The 15,754-nt window shown below is 63.2% G+C and carries 16 protein-coding genes; all 16 read right to left on the bottom strand.

The window, feature by feature from the left end:
• Window positions 1-120: 120 nt before the first annotated feature.
• The 16 genes from BKX96_RS21585 to BKX96_RS21510 are packed head-to-tail and all read right to left on the bottom strand — an operon-like array spanning window position 121 to window position 15,747.
• Window positions 121-1,347, bottom strand: coding sequence for a beta-ketoacyl-ACP synthase (locus BKX96_RS21585; protein ID WP_046819927.1), 1,227 nt, complete (start codon window positions 1,345-1,347; stop codon window positions 121-123).
• Window positions 1,347-2,075, bottom strand: coding sequence for a 3-oxoacyl-ACP reductase FabG (gene fabG / locus BKX96_RS21580; protein ID WP_046819926.1), 729 nt, complete (start codon window positions 2,073-2,075; stop codon window positions 1,347-1,349). The genes BKX96_RS21585 and fabG overlap by 1 nt, the downstream gene beginning before the upstream one ends.
• On the bottom strand, window positions 2,072-2,533 hold the full coding sequence (locus tag BKX96_RS21575; protein ID WP_046819925.1) for a hotdog family protein: 462 nt from the start codon (window positions 2,531-2,533) through the stop codon (window positions 2,072-2,074). Before BKX96_RS21575 ends, fabG begins: the two co-directional genes overlap by 4 nt.
• The gene (locus BKX96_RS21570; protein WP_077185436.1) at window positions 2,530-3,726 is read right to left on the bottom strand and encodes a beta-ketoacyl-[acyl-carrier-protein] synthase family protein; all 1,197 of its coding nucleotides are present in this window, start codon (window positions 3,724-3,726) and stop codon (window positions 2,530-2,532) included. Before BKX96_RS21570 ends, BKX96_RS21575 begins: the two co-directional genes overlap by 4 nt.
• The gene (locus BKX96_RS21565) at window positions 3,723-4,205 is read right to left on the bottom strand and encodes a hypothetical protein (protein ID WP_046819923.1); all 483 of its coding nucleotides are present in this window, start codon (window positions 4,203-4,205) and stop codon (window positions 3,723-3,725) included. The genes BKX96_RS21570 and BKX96_RS21565 overlap by 4 nt, the downstream gene beginning before the upstream one ends.
• A gap of 46 nt (window positions 4,206-4,251) precedes the next feature.
• Window positions 4,252-5,499, bottom strand: a complete 1,248-nt coding sequence (locus BKX96_RS21560) for an NAD(P)/FAD-dependent oxidoreductase (RefSeq protein ID WP_046819922.1) — start codon at window positions 5,497-5,499, stop codon at window positions 4,252-4,254.
• Entirely contained in the window at window positions 5,486-6,646 is a 1,161-nt protein-coding gene (locus BKX96_RS21555) for a cation:proton antiporter (RefSeq protein ID WP_077185435.1), read from the bottom strand. The genes BKX96_RS21560 and BKX96_RS21555 overlap by 14 nt, the downstream gene beginning before the upstream one ends.
• Entirely contained in the window at window positions 6,643-8,982 is a 2,340-nt protein-coding gene (locus BKX96_RS21550; RefSeq protein WP_077185434.1) for an MMPL family transporter, read from the bottom strand. The genes BKX96_RS21555 and BKX96_RS21550 overlap by 4 nt, the downstream gene beginning before the upstream one ends.
• Complete coding sequence (locus BKX96_RS21545) at window positions 8,966-9,670, bottom strand: outer membrane lipoprotein carrier protein LolA (protein WP_077185433.1); 705 nt, start codon at window positions 9,668-9,670, stop codon at window positions 8,966-8,968. The genes BKX96_RS21550 and BKX96_RS21545 overlap by 17 nt, the downstream gene beginning before the upstream one ends.
• Window positions 9,667-10,092: an acyl-CoA thioesterase gene (locus BKX96_RS21540; protein ID WP_077185432.1), complete on the bottom strand. Its 426-nt coding sequence runs from the start codon at window positions 10,090-10,092 to the stop codon at window positions 9,667-9,669. Before BKX96_RS21540 ends, BKX96_RS21545 begins: the two co-directional genes overlap by 4 nt.
• Entirely contained in the window at window positions 10,085-11,629 is a 1,545-nt protein-coding gene (locus BKX96_RS21535) for an HAL/PAL/TAL family ammonia-lyase (protein WP_077185431.1), read from the bottom strand. The genes BKX96_RS21540 and BKX96_RS21535 overlap by 8 nt, the downstream gene beginning before the upstream one ends.
• A complete protein-coding gene (locus BKX96_RS21530) occupies window positions 11,610-12,551 on the bottom strand; it encodes a lysophospholipid acyltransferase family protein (protein WP_077185430.1) in 942 nt (313 codons plus the stop codon). Before BKX96_RS21530 ends, BKX96_RS21535 begins: the two co-directional genes overlap by 20 nt.
• The gene (locus BKX96_RS21525) at window positions 12,548-13,282 is read right to left on the bottom strand and encodes a glycosyltransferase family 2 protein (RefSeq protein WP_046819915.1); all 735 of its coding nucleotides are present in this window, start codon (window positions 13,280-13,282) and stop codon (window positions 12,548-12,550) included. The genes BKX96_RS21530 and BKX96_RS21525 overlap by 4 nt, the downstream gene beginning before the upstream one ends.
• On the bottom strand, window positions 13,275-14,954 hold the full coding sequence (locus BKX96_RS21520) for an acyl-CoA synthetase family protein (RefSeq protein WP_077185429.1): 1,680 nt from the start codon (window positions 14,952-14,954) through the stop codon (window positions 13,275-13,277). Before BKX96_RS21520 ends, BKX96_RS21525 begins: the two co-directional genes overlap by 8 nt.
• Entirely contained in the window at window positions 14,951-15,496 is a 546-nt protein-coding gene (locus tag BKX96_RS21515) for a COG4648 family protein (RefSeq protein ID WP_077185428.1), read from the bottom strand. The genes BKX96_RS21520 and BKX96_RS21515 overlap by 4 nt, the downstream gene beginning before the upstream one ends.
• A complete protein-coding gene (locus BKX96_RS21510; protein WP_046819912.1) occupies window positions 15,493-15,747 on the bottom strand; it encodes an acyl carrier protein in 255 nt (84 codons plus the stop codon). Before BKX96_RS21510 ends, BKX96_RS21515 begins: the two co-directional genes overlap by 4 nt.
• Window positions 15,748-15,754 lie beyond the last annotated feature (7 nt).

The following is a 15,754-nucleotide window of genomic DNA, read 5'->3' as shown; positions in this document are numbered from 1 at the left end:
CTTGCGAGACTCTGAGGATCCTGGGCAACCAGCCATCGCAGAGCCAGGCAGGTAAAGGGCGATGACAAGCCGACCTGTCTGTGAAGGGGCGCCGAAAGGCGCCCTTTGTCGTTTCTGGCCCTACGCCCAGCGCTTGAAAATCAACGAAGTATTCACCCCGCCAAACGCAAAATTGTTGTTCATCACATACTGGTTGCTCATCTGCCGGAACTCGCCACGCAGATAGTCCAGCTTGCCGCAGTGCGGGTCGACTTCATCCAGGTTCAGGGTGTGGGCGTACAGGTCGCGGTTCATCATTTCGATGCTGAACCAGGACTCCAGCGCGCCACAGGCGCCCAGGGTGTGGCCGAGGAAACTTTTTTGCGAGCTGATTGGCATGTGTTCGCCGAACAGGCTGCTGGTCGCGAGGGTTTCGGCGATGTCGCCCTGTTCAGTCGCCGTGCCATGACCGTTGACGTAGCCGATGTCGGCCGGACTCAAGCCTGCGTCTTCCAGGGCCAACTCCATGGCGCGGCGCATGGTGACTTGCTCAGGGCGGGTGGTGTGCTGCCCGTCGGCATTGCTGCCGAAACCGACGAGTTCGGCATGGATGCGGGCACCCCGGGCCAGGGCGTGCTCCAGTTCTTCGAGCACCAGCATGCCGCCGCCTTCTCCGATCACCAGGCCGTCGCGGCCTTTGTCGTAGGGGCGTGGGGTGGTGTGCGGGGCGCTGTTTTTCAGGCTGGTGGCGTAGAGCGCGTCGAAGACCATGGCTTCGGTCGGGCACAGTTCTTCGGCGCCGCCAGCGAGCATCAGCGGCAGGCGGCCGAACTTGATGGCCTCATAGGCATAGCCGATCCCTTGGCTGCCGCTGGTGCAAGCGCTGGAGGTGGGGATCAGGCGGCCGGTAAGACCGAAGAAGATGCTGATGTTGGCGGCCGTGGTGTGCGGCATCATGCGCACGTAGGAGTTGGCGTTCAGGCCTTCGGCCACCGAATTGAGCAGCATGTTGCCGAACGCCTTGATTTCGTCGGTGCTGCCGGTGGAGGAACCGCAGGCGACGCCCATGCGTCCGTCCTTGATCGATTCGTCACCGAGCAATCCGGCGTCGGCCAGTGCCTGTTCCGCCGCGCCGACGGCCAGCCGTGAAACGCGACCCATGCTGCGCAGTTGTTTGCGCGTCCAGTGGCTCGGCACCTTGAAGTCATCGATGGGGCCGGCCAGGCGCGTATTGAGTTCGGTGAAGCGGTCCCATTCATCCATTCGACGAATGCCACTGCGGTTGGCCGCGAAATGGCCGGCGATGGTTTCCCAGTCGCTGCCCAGGGAGGTGATGCCGGCCATGCCGGTGACGACGACGCGCTTCATCAGCACAGGCCTCCGTTGACGGCCAGAACCTGCCGGGTGATGTACGAGGCTTCCGCCGACATCAAAAAGTTCACCGCGCCGGCCACCTCTTCAGGGGTGCCCATGCGCCCAGCGGGGATCATTTTCATCAATTCGTCCACCGGCACGTTTTCATCGAGCATGGCTGTGTCGATAAGGCCGGGCGCGACACAGTTGACGGTGATCTTGCGCTTGCCCAACTCGATCGCCAACGCCTTTGCCGCGCCGATCAAGCCGGCCTTGGAGGCGCTGTAGTTGACCTGGCCGCGATTGCCGATCAAGCCGGACACCGAGGTGATGCAGACAATTCGCCCGGCGGCGCGACGACGGATCATCGGCATCATCACCGGGTGCAGCACGTTGTAGAAACCGTCGAGGTTGGTGCGCATCACCACATCCCAATCATCCTCGCTCAGCGCCGGAAAAGCACCATCACGCGTCAGGCCGGCGTTTAGCACCACGCCGTAATAGGCGCCATGGGTTTCGACGTCCGCCTCGAGAATGGCTTTGCAACCGGCGCGGTCCGACACGTCGAATTGCAGGACGCGCGCAGTGCGACCCAGTGCCTCGATTTCACCTTGTACGGCTTGGGCATCCGCCAGGCCACTGCGGCAATGCAGCACGATGTCATGCCCGGCCCGGGCCAGGCGCAAGGCGATGGCGCGGCCGATGCCACGGCTGGAACCGGTGACCAGTACGGATTCAGTCATGACTGGACTCCTTCGGATTCATGAAGATATTGGGCCGCTTGAGGCGGGCGATACACGTTCAGTCGGGCGCTGGCGTGAATACCGGGTGCGGTGATGTGGCACTCGAACACGCCCATGCCGTTGTCGTCTTCCAGGGAGCGCATGCCGTGCAGGGTCAGCTCGGTGCCGGCCGGGAAACGATCGACGTTGCATTCGAACTTGCGAGAACCGAGCAAAAAGCCCAGTTCCACGGCATCGCCGCGCTGGCGCGCATGGCAGCCGGCGAAGGCCGCGACGCTCTGGGCCATCAGTTCAATACCGACCCAGGCGGGCAGGCTGCCGTCGGGGAGGTTGAACAGGCCGTCGGGCTTGACGCTGAGGCGGGTATGAATCTGTTCTTCATCGAATGCCAGGATCTGCTCGATGAGGATCATGTCGCCAGCATGGGGCAACAGTTCGGCGAGCGGCCAGTCAATCATGGGGCGTCTCCGATAATCAGGCTGACGTTGTTGCCACCGAAGGCGAAGGAATTGCTCATCAGGTAGCGAGGTCCAGTGGACGCCAGGCGATCGGCGGGAGTCACCCATTTCAGGGCCGGCAGTTGCGGGTCGGGCTGGCCGTCCCAAACGTGCGGCGCCAGGCGGTGCTCGTGGTTGTCGCTGCTCAGGCTCAACCAGCAGAACGCAGCCTCCAGCGCCCCGGCCGCGCCAAGGGTATGACCGGTCATGGGCTTGGTCGAAGAACAGGGCACACCGGCCGGGAACAACGCGGCTACCGCGTGGCTTTCCATGGCGTCATTGTGTTGGGTGGCGGTGCCATGCAGGTTCAGGTAGGCGATCTGCCCGGGTTGCAGTCCGGCTCGGCTCAAGGCCTTGCGCATCGCCTGTTGGGCGCCACGGCCGGAGGGTTCCGGGGCGGAAATGTGGTGCGCATCGGAACTGGCGCCACTGCCCAGCAGGGCAATCGGCTGGCTGTCGCCAGGCTGTTTGCTCATCAGGAACAGCACGGCCGCTTCGCCGATATTGATGCCATTGCGGTTAACCGAAAACGGATTGCAACGTTGTCCGGACACCGCTTCGAGTGCCGAGAAGCCGTTGAGGGTCAGCTTGCACAGTGTGTCGACACCACCGCACAGCACCACGTCGCATATCCCCAGGTCGAGCAGGCGCTGGGCACTCATCAAAGCGCGGGCGCTGGAGGTGCAGGCGGTGGAGATCACGTAGGCCGGGCCGCTCAATTGCAGCCAGTCGGCGAGAAAGTTCGCCGGCGCGCCGAGTTCCTGTTGCTGGTAGTCGTAGTCGGCCGGGAACTGCTGTTCGCGCACGTAGAGGGCCAGGCCCTGGCTGGCTTCATCGATGCCCGAAGTGCTGGTGCCCAGCACGATCCCGATACGGTCGCGGCCATAGCGCCGGATGGCCTGATCGATGTCGGGGCGAATCTGCAGCGCGGCCTCCATCAGCAGTTGATTGTTGCGGCTGCGTTGGCAGGTCAGTTCGACGGGAATCGGCACGAGTTCACCCGTGACCGCACCCACCGGCAATGATCGCTCTGCCACCCAGCCGGTCTCGCTACGCATGCCGGAGCAATCGCCGGCAAACAGGTTGCGGGCGACTTCCTCCTTGTCGCGACCGAGGGCACAGACGACCCCCAAGGCATTGAGGTAGACCGTCATGGCGTGTCACCGCTCAGGGGCGTGATTTGATATTTCGGGCCTTTGGGCAGGTTCAATTCGAAGCTCAATGGTTGTGAGTAACGGACATCCCAGCGCTCTGGCAGCGAGCGTTGTGCCCCGTGTTGCCATGCGCCCGGATAGTTGCCAGACAGTTCATCCCTGGGGGTCAGCGCAAACAGCAGCGCGGCGAACAGCTCCCGGGCTTCCGGGTTCGGCGGCAACAGGCCATCGGCGTGCCAATGGCCATCGATCAGTTTCTGGCGTGCCTGCGGAATACCCAGCAAGTCCATCATCGACCAGCGGATGGCAGGGCCTTCACGCTGGATGACCAACACCCAGTCCAGGCGCTGATCAGCCTGCAAGCGCTGGATGTGCAATTGCAGCGGCAACGCCATACTCGGGGTCTGCTCGGGCAGTGGCGCCTGGCTGGCGCAGGCACTCAAAAGCAGGATGCAACCGAGCAGCAGGCATCGCATCATCAGGCACACCCTTCAACGGGTTGGCAAACCACGTTGTCCAAGTCGCTCATGTCGCATCCCTTGCACAGAGTTCTGACAACATTCGCAGTCGACGTTTCGGTTCGGCGACGAACGGATTGCGCTCGTCCCAGGCATACCCGGCGAGGATCGAGCTGATCATGCGGCGGATTTCCGCAGCGCCATCCGGGTAATAGATCACGTCCTGGAAAGTCCCGGCGTACCAGCCCTCGACGTAGCAGCGGAATGTATCGACCCCGCGCTTGAGCGGTTCGGCAAATTCACGCTGCCAGTCCACGGACTCGCCTTGCAGCTGGCGGTGCAGGACGCCTGCGGCCATGCTCGCCGAGCGCATGGCGATGGTCACGCCGGAGGAAAACACCGGGTCGAGAAATTCCGCGGCATTGCCCAGCAAGGCGAAACCTCGTCCGTGCAGGGTTTTGACGTTGGCCGAATAACCGCCGATGGAGCGGGCCGGCGTATCCCATACGGCTTTTTCCAGTACCCCGGCCAGGCTGGGGGTCTCGGCGATGAAACCACGCAGGCATTCATCAAGATTATCACTGCGGCCTTCGAAGTGTTCGGCTGCTGCGACCACACCGACCGAGCAGCGGCCATTGCTGAACGGAATGGTCCAGAACCAGACGTCACGCTGGGTGGGATGGGTGGTGATGAGGATCTTGGTACGGTCGAAGTTCGGGTGGTCGATATGGTCTTCGACATGGGTGAACACCGCCTGGCGTACCGGGAAATTCGACGGTGCTTCAAGGTCGAGCAAGCGCGGGAGGACGCGGCCGTAACCACTGGCGTCGAGCATGAAGTCAGCTTCGATGCGGTACTCGCTGCCGTCTTCGCGGCGAACGCCGAGCAGCGGGTTGGCCTGCTCGATATCGACGCTGACGATGGTTTCGCCATAGCGGATTTCCACGCCTTGCAGCGCGGCCTGATCAGCCAGCAGTTTGTCGAAATCGGCGCGCTGCACCTGGAAAGTCGTTGGCTTGCCTTGCGTGAATGTGTCGCCGAAATCGAAGGTGCTGTAGCGCTCGCCCCAGGCAAACGCGGCCCCGGTTTTCAGCTGGAAACCCGCCGCATTGACGGCGTCGAGCATGCCCGCTTCTTCGACGAAATCCAGGCAGTGGGATAACAGGCTCTCGCCGATGGAAAACCGCGGGAAATGCTGGCGCTCGATCACCAGCACGTCATGCCCCTTGCGCTTGAGCAGCGCGGCGGCGATGGCCCCTGAGGGACCCGCGCCGATGACCACGATCTGACGACGTTGCATTTCAACGGTTGGCATGGGGGCTCCTTGCCTGGGCGGCAGCTATCAAAGGGATCCGGTGCATGCCGGCCAGTGCCGGCAGCAGGGTCGCGATCAGGCCCATCAGCATCAACGCAAAGTACAGCGCCGGGCTGATGAGCTGTTGTTGCAGCAGCAGATTGAGGAAGACGATCTCGCTCAGGCCGCGAATGTTCAGCAGCACACTTTCCCGCCAGCGGCTGGCGCCCTGGAACGAAGCGCCGGCCCAGCCAAGGCCGAGCCAGTTGCCCAGCAGCTTGCTGGCAATCGGCAACAGCAGCAGGGCCGCCAATTGCATCCAGCCGAGGCTGTCCATCGCGCTGTGCACGTTGATCTGCACGATACCGAACGTGAGTATCAATGGAATGGCGATGTACGTCTGCAAGCGGTTCATCCATATTGCCGGCAACGGCAGCACCAGCGGTGCCTTGAGCGCCGCCATGATCAGTACGTAACCGATGCCGAAAATCAGCGCATTGAGCTTGTAGTGTTCGGCCACCACCAGCAACGCGAAAAAACCCAGGCTGTACAGCCAGGTTTGCCGTAGGCCCAACAACCGCAGCAGCACGGGCAGGCACGCGCCGGCCAAGGGTAGCAACAGGCTGCTCAGGTGCAGGCTGCCTTGGCCCAGGGCGAACAGGGTCCAGCAGGCCAGGTCGATGATGATCGCGGTCTGCACCAGTCGCCGGGTGGCGCTGTGCGGGTAATTGATGTGCCGCAGGTACAGGTACAACACCGGGATCGCGGTGATCGCGAACAGCAGGCCGACCGCCAGCGAGCTTATCCAGGGTTGCGGCGGCAACAGCCAGATGGCCGTGGCCAGGCCGCAGGCGAACGGGATGGAGAAACTCGGCAGGGCGATTTTCAGGCTCTGGCGGTCCAGTTGCAGGTCGATCACATCGCTGAGGATATACCCCAGCAGCAGTGCGAAACTCAGGCTGTAGAGGTTCTTCAACCAGCCTGGTGACACCAGCGCCGCGCCGCTCAGTTGCCATTGCGGTTCGATCCAGAAGTACATCAGCAACGGCAAGCCGAGGGTCGCCAGCAGCAACTGGCTGACAATGGGAATCAGGCCGAAATGGCGCCCGACCCGGGTCGCCACGGCGAACAGTACCAGGGCCATCGCCCAGAACAGCCCGATCATCATGCGGTTGGCTCCGTGAGGCTGGCGGCGTGAACCTGGCGACCGGCCCAGGGCGCGAGCAGGAAGCTGAAGATCAGGCCCAGGCTCACCGACAGGCCGAAATTGCTCACCGCGGGTGTGCTCGATACCGCCAGCAGGCCGAACGACAGCCAGGTGGTCAATGCGGCCAGCAAGGTGCCCAGCAGGCTCACGGCGGCGCCGCCGACCTGTTCGCGCATGAGGATGGCGTAATCGACGCTGATCGCCGTCACCAGCAGCAGTCCGAACAGGCTGAACAGGGTCAGCGGCTGCCCCAACCAGCCAAGGCTGGCCAGGCTGCACAAGGCCGCCAGCAACGGCAGGGAGACGATGCGCAGCGCGCCGCCAAGCCCGAACGGCAGGATCAGCACCAGTACGATCAGCACGCAGGAGGCGAGTTTCAGTTCGGCGGCGCTGATCTGGGTGGCGGCGAACACGCTGTTCAGCTCGCCCAGCCGATCCACCAGCTTCACGCCAGGCAAATCCTCAGCCTGTACCCGTAACAGGGCAGGATTGTTCAGGCCCTGCAAGCTGACCATCGCTGCCACGCCGTCGGCGGTCGGTCCCAGCCATAACAGGCGATAGGGCTCGGCCAATGGGCCGGCCAGCGCGCTGTCGATGTCTTCGACGGGCAGTGCCTGCAATTGGCTCAACTCCGCCTGCAACGCCTGCGCCGGTACGCCGACATCGAGCAACGGTTGCCAGTACGATGGCAGTTTGCTCAATGCCTCGCGAACCTTGCGCTGTTCGCTGGGCGGGCTGACCAGTTGATTGAGCGACAGGTAACCCTGGAGTTTCTCCAGGCCAACCAGCTGATCCAGGCGTTCACTCAGGGCGCTATGGCGTTCGAGCAATTGCTGCTGGTCGGCGGCCTGCACCAGGAAGAACTGGCTGGTGGGTTGATAACCCGTGATTCGCGCAATGGTCTGCGCTTCGTCGGTCAACTGCTGCGGCGCACCCACCCACTGGCGGATGTCGTTACGGGTCTGGAGTTGCACCAGGCCGCCGACACAAAAAGCGATCAGCAGCGCCAGCAATACCGGCGTGCTCAAATGCCGAAGCAACGCTTCGCGGCACAGCAGTAGATATTCGCAAAGGCGTAGCGGCCATTGCGCCGGACGCAGTTCGGCACCCTTGAGCAGCGCCGGTAGCAGGCACACCGCGGACAAATAGGCACCCAGCAGGCCCGCTGCCGAGAACACGGCAATCTGGGTCAAGGCCGGGAAGGGTGTCCAGGCCAGGGCCAGGTAGCCGATGGCGCTGGTGACCAGGCTCAGGGTCAGCCCCGGCAAGGTCAGGCGCAACGCCGGCCAGCTATGCCAGGGTTTCAGGCTCCAGCTCTTGGACAGGTAATGCAGCGGGTAATCGACGGCCACGCCGATCAGGCTCGAACCCAGTACCAGCGTCATCACATGCATGTGGCCGAACAGTGCCACGCAGGCTACCGCGCCAAACAGCATGCCCACCAGCACCGGAACAAATGCCAGCAGGACACGCCAGCGGCGAAAGGCCAGCAATAGCAACAACAGGATGCCGACAGTGGCACCGCCACCGACCCAGGTCATTTCCCGGGACGCCTGGCGCTGGCCGTTGGCCGCGTACAACAAGCCACTCGCGGCGAGCAGTTGCACGTCGGCCCTGGCGGCCTCCTCGCGACTGTACTGGAGCAGGTCGGCCACTTGCAGCGGCAGGTTCATGTCGAAGGCGTTGCCGGTGGCCCGCGCCCGCAGCAGCACCCAGTGCTTGCCATCGGCCTCGGCGATCAAGGCGCCACTGCCAATGTCCAGTTGCACGGCACCGTGCTGTGGCTGGCTGTTCTGGATGCGTCCGGTCAGGCCCAGCCAGTCATCCTGGCTGGGCACCAGGCTGAAGCCGGTGAAGGGGTCAAACAGCGCCTGCACCCGTTGCTGGATAAAGGCATCGGGGTGCTCGATCAGTTGCTCGCGATCGTCTGCCGCGAGCATGGCCAATCGGCCTTGCAGCAGTTGCGTGCGTAACGCCGGCAAGTCGGCCTGCAGGTTCCATTGGACCTTTTCGAACAGGCCGCTGGCCTGCCACTGATCCCCCAGTGTTTGCGCCATGGCAATGGCTTTTTGGCGATCGCCGTGGCCGACCAGCACCAGCATTTCGCGGTTCAATGGTTCCTGCATGCGTTGCTCGGCGCGCAGTTCCAGCGCATCCGGTGCGGTGCCGGGCACCAGTTCCATCAGGTTGGCCGACAGCGGGGCGCCGTCGCGCCATTGCCAGCCGGCGAGCGCCAGCACTGCCAGCAGCAGGATCAGGAACAGCCACGGCAGCCTGCGTTCACTCGGCAAAGTCATGCTGCTCCGTGTCGCTCAACGGTTGCGCGCTGGTGCTGTCCTGCATGCGCAACAGCGTGCTATCGCCCTGGGTTTCCAGCAACTCGATGCTCTGGACCAGTTCGCCGCCGGTGATGTTGATCTGGTTGAATACCTGCTTGAGCAGCATCGAGCGCGGCATCAACGTCAGTGTCCAGTTCTGTGCATCGCCACCGAGCGACAGCTCGAAGTCCCGTTGCAGTCCACTGCTGTCGCCTTGCAGGACAGCCAGGAACAAGCGGTTCTGCTCGGCACCGGCACTCTTGGCGGGCAACATCTGCCAGCCACTGGCATCACGCCGGGCAATGCCTGCGGAGGTGATGCGGTAGTCCTGTTGCAATGGCGTTTTCAGCAGCCACAACAAGCCGTGATTCTTCGCCAGGACGAAGGTGCCCTTGCTGGTCAGTGGCTGGGGCAGGGCCCGCAGGCGTTTTTCCTGGATAAAATTGCCGTGGATGACATCGGGCCTGGCCAACTGCTCGCTGAGCTGTTGCAGGTCGAACGCATTGGCCAGCCCTGGAATGCCGAGTAACACGCAGAACACTGTAGGAGCGAGCTTGCTCGCAAAAAACCTGAGAGCGCCGCGGGGTGTCAGGTGCCCAGCGTCACCGTTAACGGCCGTCGCGGGCAAGCCTGCTGCTACAGAGGAACGGCGCAAGCAGAAAATCATGGCAGGACCCTCTCCACGGCGTCGGTGAACACCTTCGGCGAGGCCAACTGCATTTCGCGATTGCTCATGTCGACGGCGACCTGAACGGACACGGCGCGGGTCAGGCGTTCGCCGGTGTCCAGGTCACTGATCAGGTAGTTGATCTTCAACCGGTTCTCCCATTCCACCAGATTGGCGCGCACGTTGAGTTTCTGGCCGAACGCCGCGCCGCGTACATAGCGCAATTGCAGGTCGATCACCGGCCACGCATAGCCCGACTCGGACATCGCCGTGTAGTTGTGGCCGATCCTGTCCAGCAAGGCGCAACGGGCGATTTCCAGGTATTTGACGTAATGGCCGTGCCAGACGACGTTCATCTGGTCGACGTCGAAGAACGGCACGACGATTTGTGTATCGGTGTGAAGCACTCCCTTGCTACGCATGCAGCCTCCAGTGTTGTGTGGCGATTCGTTGCAGGCACAGGCGCAACTCACCTTCCAGCGCGCGGTCTTCGATGACCGGCGGAAAATCCTCGGCCAAGGCTTCGTGCATGGCGGCCAACGCGGGCGGCAGCGGCCGCGCGTCTTCGGCCTGGGCGCGCAGCCAGACGCCCTGGTTGGCCGCCAGCAAGGTGGCGGCGGCGACCTGCTCGGTCAACTCCAGCACGCGGATCGCATCGCGGGCCGCGATGGTGCCCATGCTCACCTTGTCCTGGTTGTGGCATTCGGTGGAACGCGAGAAAACGCTGGCAGGCATGGTGTTTTTCAGCGCTTCGGCGGTCCAGGCGCTGGTGCCGATCTGCACGGCCTTGAAGCCATGGTTGAGCATGGCGCGGTCGGCCGTGGCACCGGACAGGTTGCTTGGCAAGCCGTGGTTGTAGCGTTCGTCCACCAACAGGGCGAGTTGTCGATCGAGCAGGTCGGCGACGTTGGCCACGAGGTTTTTCAGGCTGTCCATGGCGAACGCGATGTGCCCACCGTAAAAGTGCCCGCCGTGCAGCACGCGCTCGGCCTCGGCATCGATGATCGGGTTGTCATTGGCACTGTTGAGTTCGATTTCAATGAACGAGCGCAGCCAGTTCAGGCTGTCGGCCAGCACGCCGAGGACATGCGGCGCGCAACGCAGCGAGTAGCGATCCTGCAGCCGATGCAGCGGCGCGGTCGGCGCGTCGATGGCCAGGTCCTTGCGCAGCCACGCGGCGACTTGCATCTGTCCCGGGTGCGGTTTGGCGGCGAACAGGCGCTCGTCGAAATGCTCCGGGTTGCCTTGCAGCGCCACCACGTTCAGCGCGGTGATGCGTGTGGCCAGTTGCAGCAGGTAATCGGCGCGGGCGTAGGCCAGGCAGGCCAGCCCGGTCATCACGGCAGTGCCGTTCATCAGTGCCAGGGCTTCCTTGGGCCGCAGCACCAGCGGCTGCCAGCCGAGTTCTCGGTGCACGTCGGCAGCTTGCCGGCGTTCGCCGCGATACATCACTTCACGCTCGCCGGACAGCGTGGCAGCGACATACGACAGCGGCGTCAGATCACCACTGGCGCCCACCGAACCTTCTTCCGGAATCAGCGGCAGGATGTCGTGTTCAAGAAACGCTTGCAGGCGTTCCAGCAACTCCACGCGAACCCCCGACACGCCCTGGCAGAGCGACTGCAAGCGTGCCGCCAATACCGCGCGGGTGGCCTGCGCGTCCAGTAGCTTGCCCAGGCCGCAGCCGTGGAACGTGTACAGATGACGCGGCAATGCCTCGACATGATGCAGCGGCACCGCCACCACGCAGGAGTCGCCGTAGCCGGTGGTCACGCCGTAGATCACGCCTTCCTTGTCCAGCAGGGAATCGAGGAACTGCGCGCCCTTGGCGATGCGTTGGCGGAACGGCGGGTCGCCCTGCAACTGCGTCGGCGCCTGGCGGTTGGCCAGGGCCAGCACATCGTCGATGCGCAAAGGGCGTTCGCCGAAGATTACAGGCTCAAGCGTTGGCGTCGTCATCGGTCTTCCAGAAAGGGTAAAAGTTGAACCATTGTTGAGGCGCTTCGAGGCAATAGTGACTCAGGCGTTCGGCATAGCGGGAGGCCCACTGATGAATGACCTGTTCGCGGTCGTTGCGTTTCCAGGTGATCGCTTCAGCAAAAGGTTCGAGGGTCAGTCGATAGTTGCCATCGGGTTTCTTCAGGCACAACAGCAGGTTGACCGGGCATTTCAGCAGTCCGGCCAAAAGCCACGGCCCTTGCGGGAATTTTGCCGGGTGACCGAGGAAGTCCACCGTCACGCTACGCCCGCCGTGCAGCGGAACGCGGTCGCCAGCAATGGCCAGCCATTCGCCGCGCTCCAGGCGTTCGTGCAGTTGCAGCATGATCACCGGGTCCAGTTCACTGACCTGGATCAGACGCAGATTGGTCGCACCGGCTTCACCCAGCAAGCGGTTGAAGCGCTCGGCGTGCTTGGTGTGCACCAACACGTTCATGGTGACTTTCTCGCCGATTTCCGCCAATGCGCGGCAGACTTCGAGGTTGCCCAGGTGGGCGCCCACCAGCATTTGCCCGCGAGTGCCGCGTAACTGTTTGCGCAGCAGCGCCGGGTCGATGATTTCGATCTGTTCGATGCTCAGCTTGCCGTTCCATACGTCGAGCTTGTCGAGCAGGGAGTCGGCGAAGGCCATGAACTGGCCGAACACTCGCCAATGGCTCGGGCGAAGTTCGTCGCGACCGCTCCAGTCGGCGAGTCGTTGCTGGTACTGCCAGGCACTGAGGCGGGCGCTGCGGCCGAACAGGAAAAAGTACAGGACGATGCCATACAGCAGCGGGCTCAGCAGTCGACGACCCAGCAGTCTGGCGGCGACGGCGGTGAATTTCATCAGCCAGAAGCTGCCGCGCTCCTCGCGGTCGGCCCAGTGTTGCTTGTGGGTGTTCATGACCGCCACCGTCGCCACAGGAGCACCGGCGAGCGCAACAGCATGCCGAAGAACAATCGGGTGTGCATGCTCGAAATCAGCACGTTGTCGTGGAACATGCGGAAATGCGAAACACCGTCCAGCGGGTAATGAACCCTGGTTTGCAGCCATTGCATCGGCTGCCCGCGCCAGGCCAGGCGGACCAGGATGTCCGAGTCGAAGTCCATGCGCTTGCCGATCTTCGCCGATTCGATCAGCGCCAGCACCGCAGGCAGGGGATAGAGGCGATAGCCGCACATGGAATCGCGAATTTGCAGCGACAGGGTATTGATCCAGACCATGACGTGGGTCAGATAGCGTGCATACAAACGACCCTTCGGCACGCTGTCATCGTAGAGCGGGTAGCCACAGATCACGGCTTCAGGATGGGCACGCGAGCATTCGACAAAACGTGGAATGTCCTGCAAGTCGTGCTGGCCGTCGGCGTCTACCTGCAAGGCATGACTGAAACCCAGGCGCGATGCTTCGCGAAAGCCGGTCATCACTGCACCGCCCTTGCCCTGGTTGGCGGCGAGGCGGATCAGATGCACGTTGTCGCGCAGCGCCAGTTGATCGAGCACCCTGGCACAGGCCGGGCTGCTGGCATCGTCCACCAGAATGCACGGCAGCTGGTTGGCGAGCAGCGCATCGACCACCGTGGTGATCGCGGTTTCGTGGTTGTAGACCGGAACGACGGCGCAGGGGTTATGCATGCGCCGCCTCCAGCAAGATTCGTCCACTGGAGCAAGTGGCGGTTTCGTTGCGGTAGGCGAAATACAGTTTGCCGCGAGCCGGGTCAAAGCGCAGGTGCAGCTGGACTTCATCGCCGGGACGGATCAATTGCTGGAACTTGAGTACTTCCATGCCGGCGAACTTTTCCGGCAGGTTCATCAATTGCAGGCCCAGGTGCATGGCCCACTCCACCTGCACCACACCGGGCAATACCGGGGCGGTTGGGAAGTGCCCACTGAAATAGGCAAGGTCTGGCGGCACGGCCAGCTGCAGGCTCCATTCACCGTTGGCCTCGACCTGTTCGAGCACTTGCGGCGCCTTGGGGCGCGGTGCCAGCAGCAGGGCTTCGACGTCGGCCTGGGGCAGTTTGCCCTGGGCGTTCAACGGCAGCTGTTGCAGCAGGCGCCAGCGCCTTGGCAAGGCCAGGGCCTCACAATGCAGGCTCAAGTGCTGGCGCAGTTGTTCGGTGAGCGTGCGTCGACCCTGATTGCGCAGTACATGCAGGCCCGCGTCAGTCAGGACCAGCAACGCGCCCAACGAGGCGCGGTTTTCCTGGACCACACCCAGGCGCGCCTCGGCCACCCAGTCGTGGGCCATCAACGCCTGCTCAAGCATCGGCAGGGAGATCCGTTTCTCTTCCAGCTTGACGATCCTGTCCAGTCGCCGGAGCAGTTCGAATCGGCCGTCAGCTGTGATTCGCGCGGCATCGGCCGTGTGCTCGACATGGCCGACAGGCAAGTAGGGCGAGGCAATGAGCAAGGCCCCCTGGTTGTCCTGGCTCAACTGGACGTCAGCAAAGGGTTGCCACAGTGATTCACCCTGACGCCAGGCAATGCCGCCCGTTTCCGAACTGCCAAAAATTTCCGTCGGCCATTGGTGCAGGCGTTGCTGCAGGCGCTGTGCCGCCTCGGCCGGCAGCGCGCCCCCGGAAGAAAATACCCGCCGCACGGCACTCAGCGCCGACCAGTCGAGGTTGTCACCCATGCGCTTGAGCAGGGCCGGGCTGGCCACCCAGGCGTAGGCCGGGTGCTCACGGCTGGCACGCTGCAAGTCCTCCGGAAAGGCCAGCTGCCTGCGAACGAACGGTCGCCCCGCGCACAGTGGCCACAGCACTCGAAACAGCAGGCCATAGATGTGCTGGGTGGCGACGCTGCCAATGATGCAAGCCGGGCCCAGGTCGGCCCCCCACAGCTGTTCCAGGGCTTCAACTTCATTGGCCAGTTGGCGCAGGGTTTTTTCGATGCGCTTGGGTTCGCCACTGGAACCGGACGTGCACAGGCTCAGCGAGCAGCGCTCAAGGTCGAGGGCGGCGGCGCCAAGGGGGGAGTCCTGGAAGTCGCCCAAGTGTGCATCGTCGGGCTGATCGGTGAGCCACGCATCCACTTCACCAGACCAGCGCTGGCGGGTCTGCGGTTGCAGGTCGGCAGGCAGCAGCACGCTGACCCCGGCGCGCCAGGCGCCCAGCAGGGCAATCGCCAGGTCGGCGGCGTCTTCAAGATGCACGGCAATGCGCCGCACTCCACGGCTTTGCAGGCCGGCGGCCAGGCGCAGGGCTTGCTCGCACAATTGTGCATGATCGAGCTGCGGTGCGGCCGTCACGGCACGCTCCGGCTCGGCCTTGAGCAGCAGATGCTCAAGTTTTATCCAGTTCATGGGCGGCCTCGTACCCGTTGTCGTATCAGCCATTCAATGGCAAACATCAGGCCTATCAATCCGTAGGAGATCAGGCCGGTGTACAGCATCCACCAGCTCAGTGGCGCCCACAGTGTCAGGGCTGCAGCGCAGATCCCGTTGCACAGGAAAAACACGCACCAGGCGATGGTCACCTGGCGGGTATAGCGGATGGCCTTGACCGGCAAATGCGCTTCGCGCGAGCGGGCCAGGCGTTCGACCATTGGCGGGCCGTATTTCAGGCTCAACCCGAACAGCCCCAGCATGAATCCGCTGATCAGTACCGGGTACCAGCGCAGCAGCACAGGACTGTCGAACAGCGCGAGCAACAGGCAAAACAGGATGGCCACGCAAGCCATCCACGAACTGCCTGGCCGTCGCTTTCCGGTCAGCGCGCGGGCCAGCCACAGGCTGCCCAGCAGGAGCCCGAACTGCCACGGCGCGAAATGCTCCATGCCGAAATACACCGCAAAAGGGTATAGCAGGCCCGCCAGGAGCAGGCCGAGGCCAATCAGTCGGCTCATGCGGCCGGTTGAACCAGACGGTAGACCGCCTCGACCACGTCGCTGACGGTACGCACCGACTTGAATTCTTCGGCCGCGATTTTCTTGCCGGTCTGGCGCTTGATGTGGTCGATCAGGTCGACCGCATCGATGCTGTCGATTTCCAGATCCTGGTACAGGTTGGATTCGAGGCTCACCCGTTCCGGGTCCAGTTCGAACAGCTCGACCAAGGCATCGCGCAGGGTTATGAAAATGTCGTCACGAGTTTGCATGGTCCGG

This window comes from Pseudomonas putida (assembly GCF_001976065.1).
Taxonomy (GTDB): domain Bacteria; phylum Pseudomonadota; class Gammaproteobacteria; order Pseudomonadales; family Pseudomonadaceae; genus Aquipseudomonas; species Aquipseudomonas serbica.
Note: the sequence above shows the minus strand (reverse complement) of the source record. Positions and strands in the feature narration are given on the sequence as shown.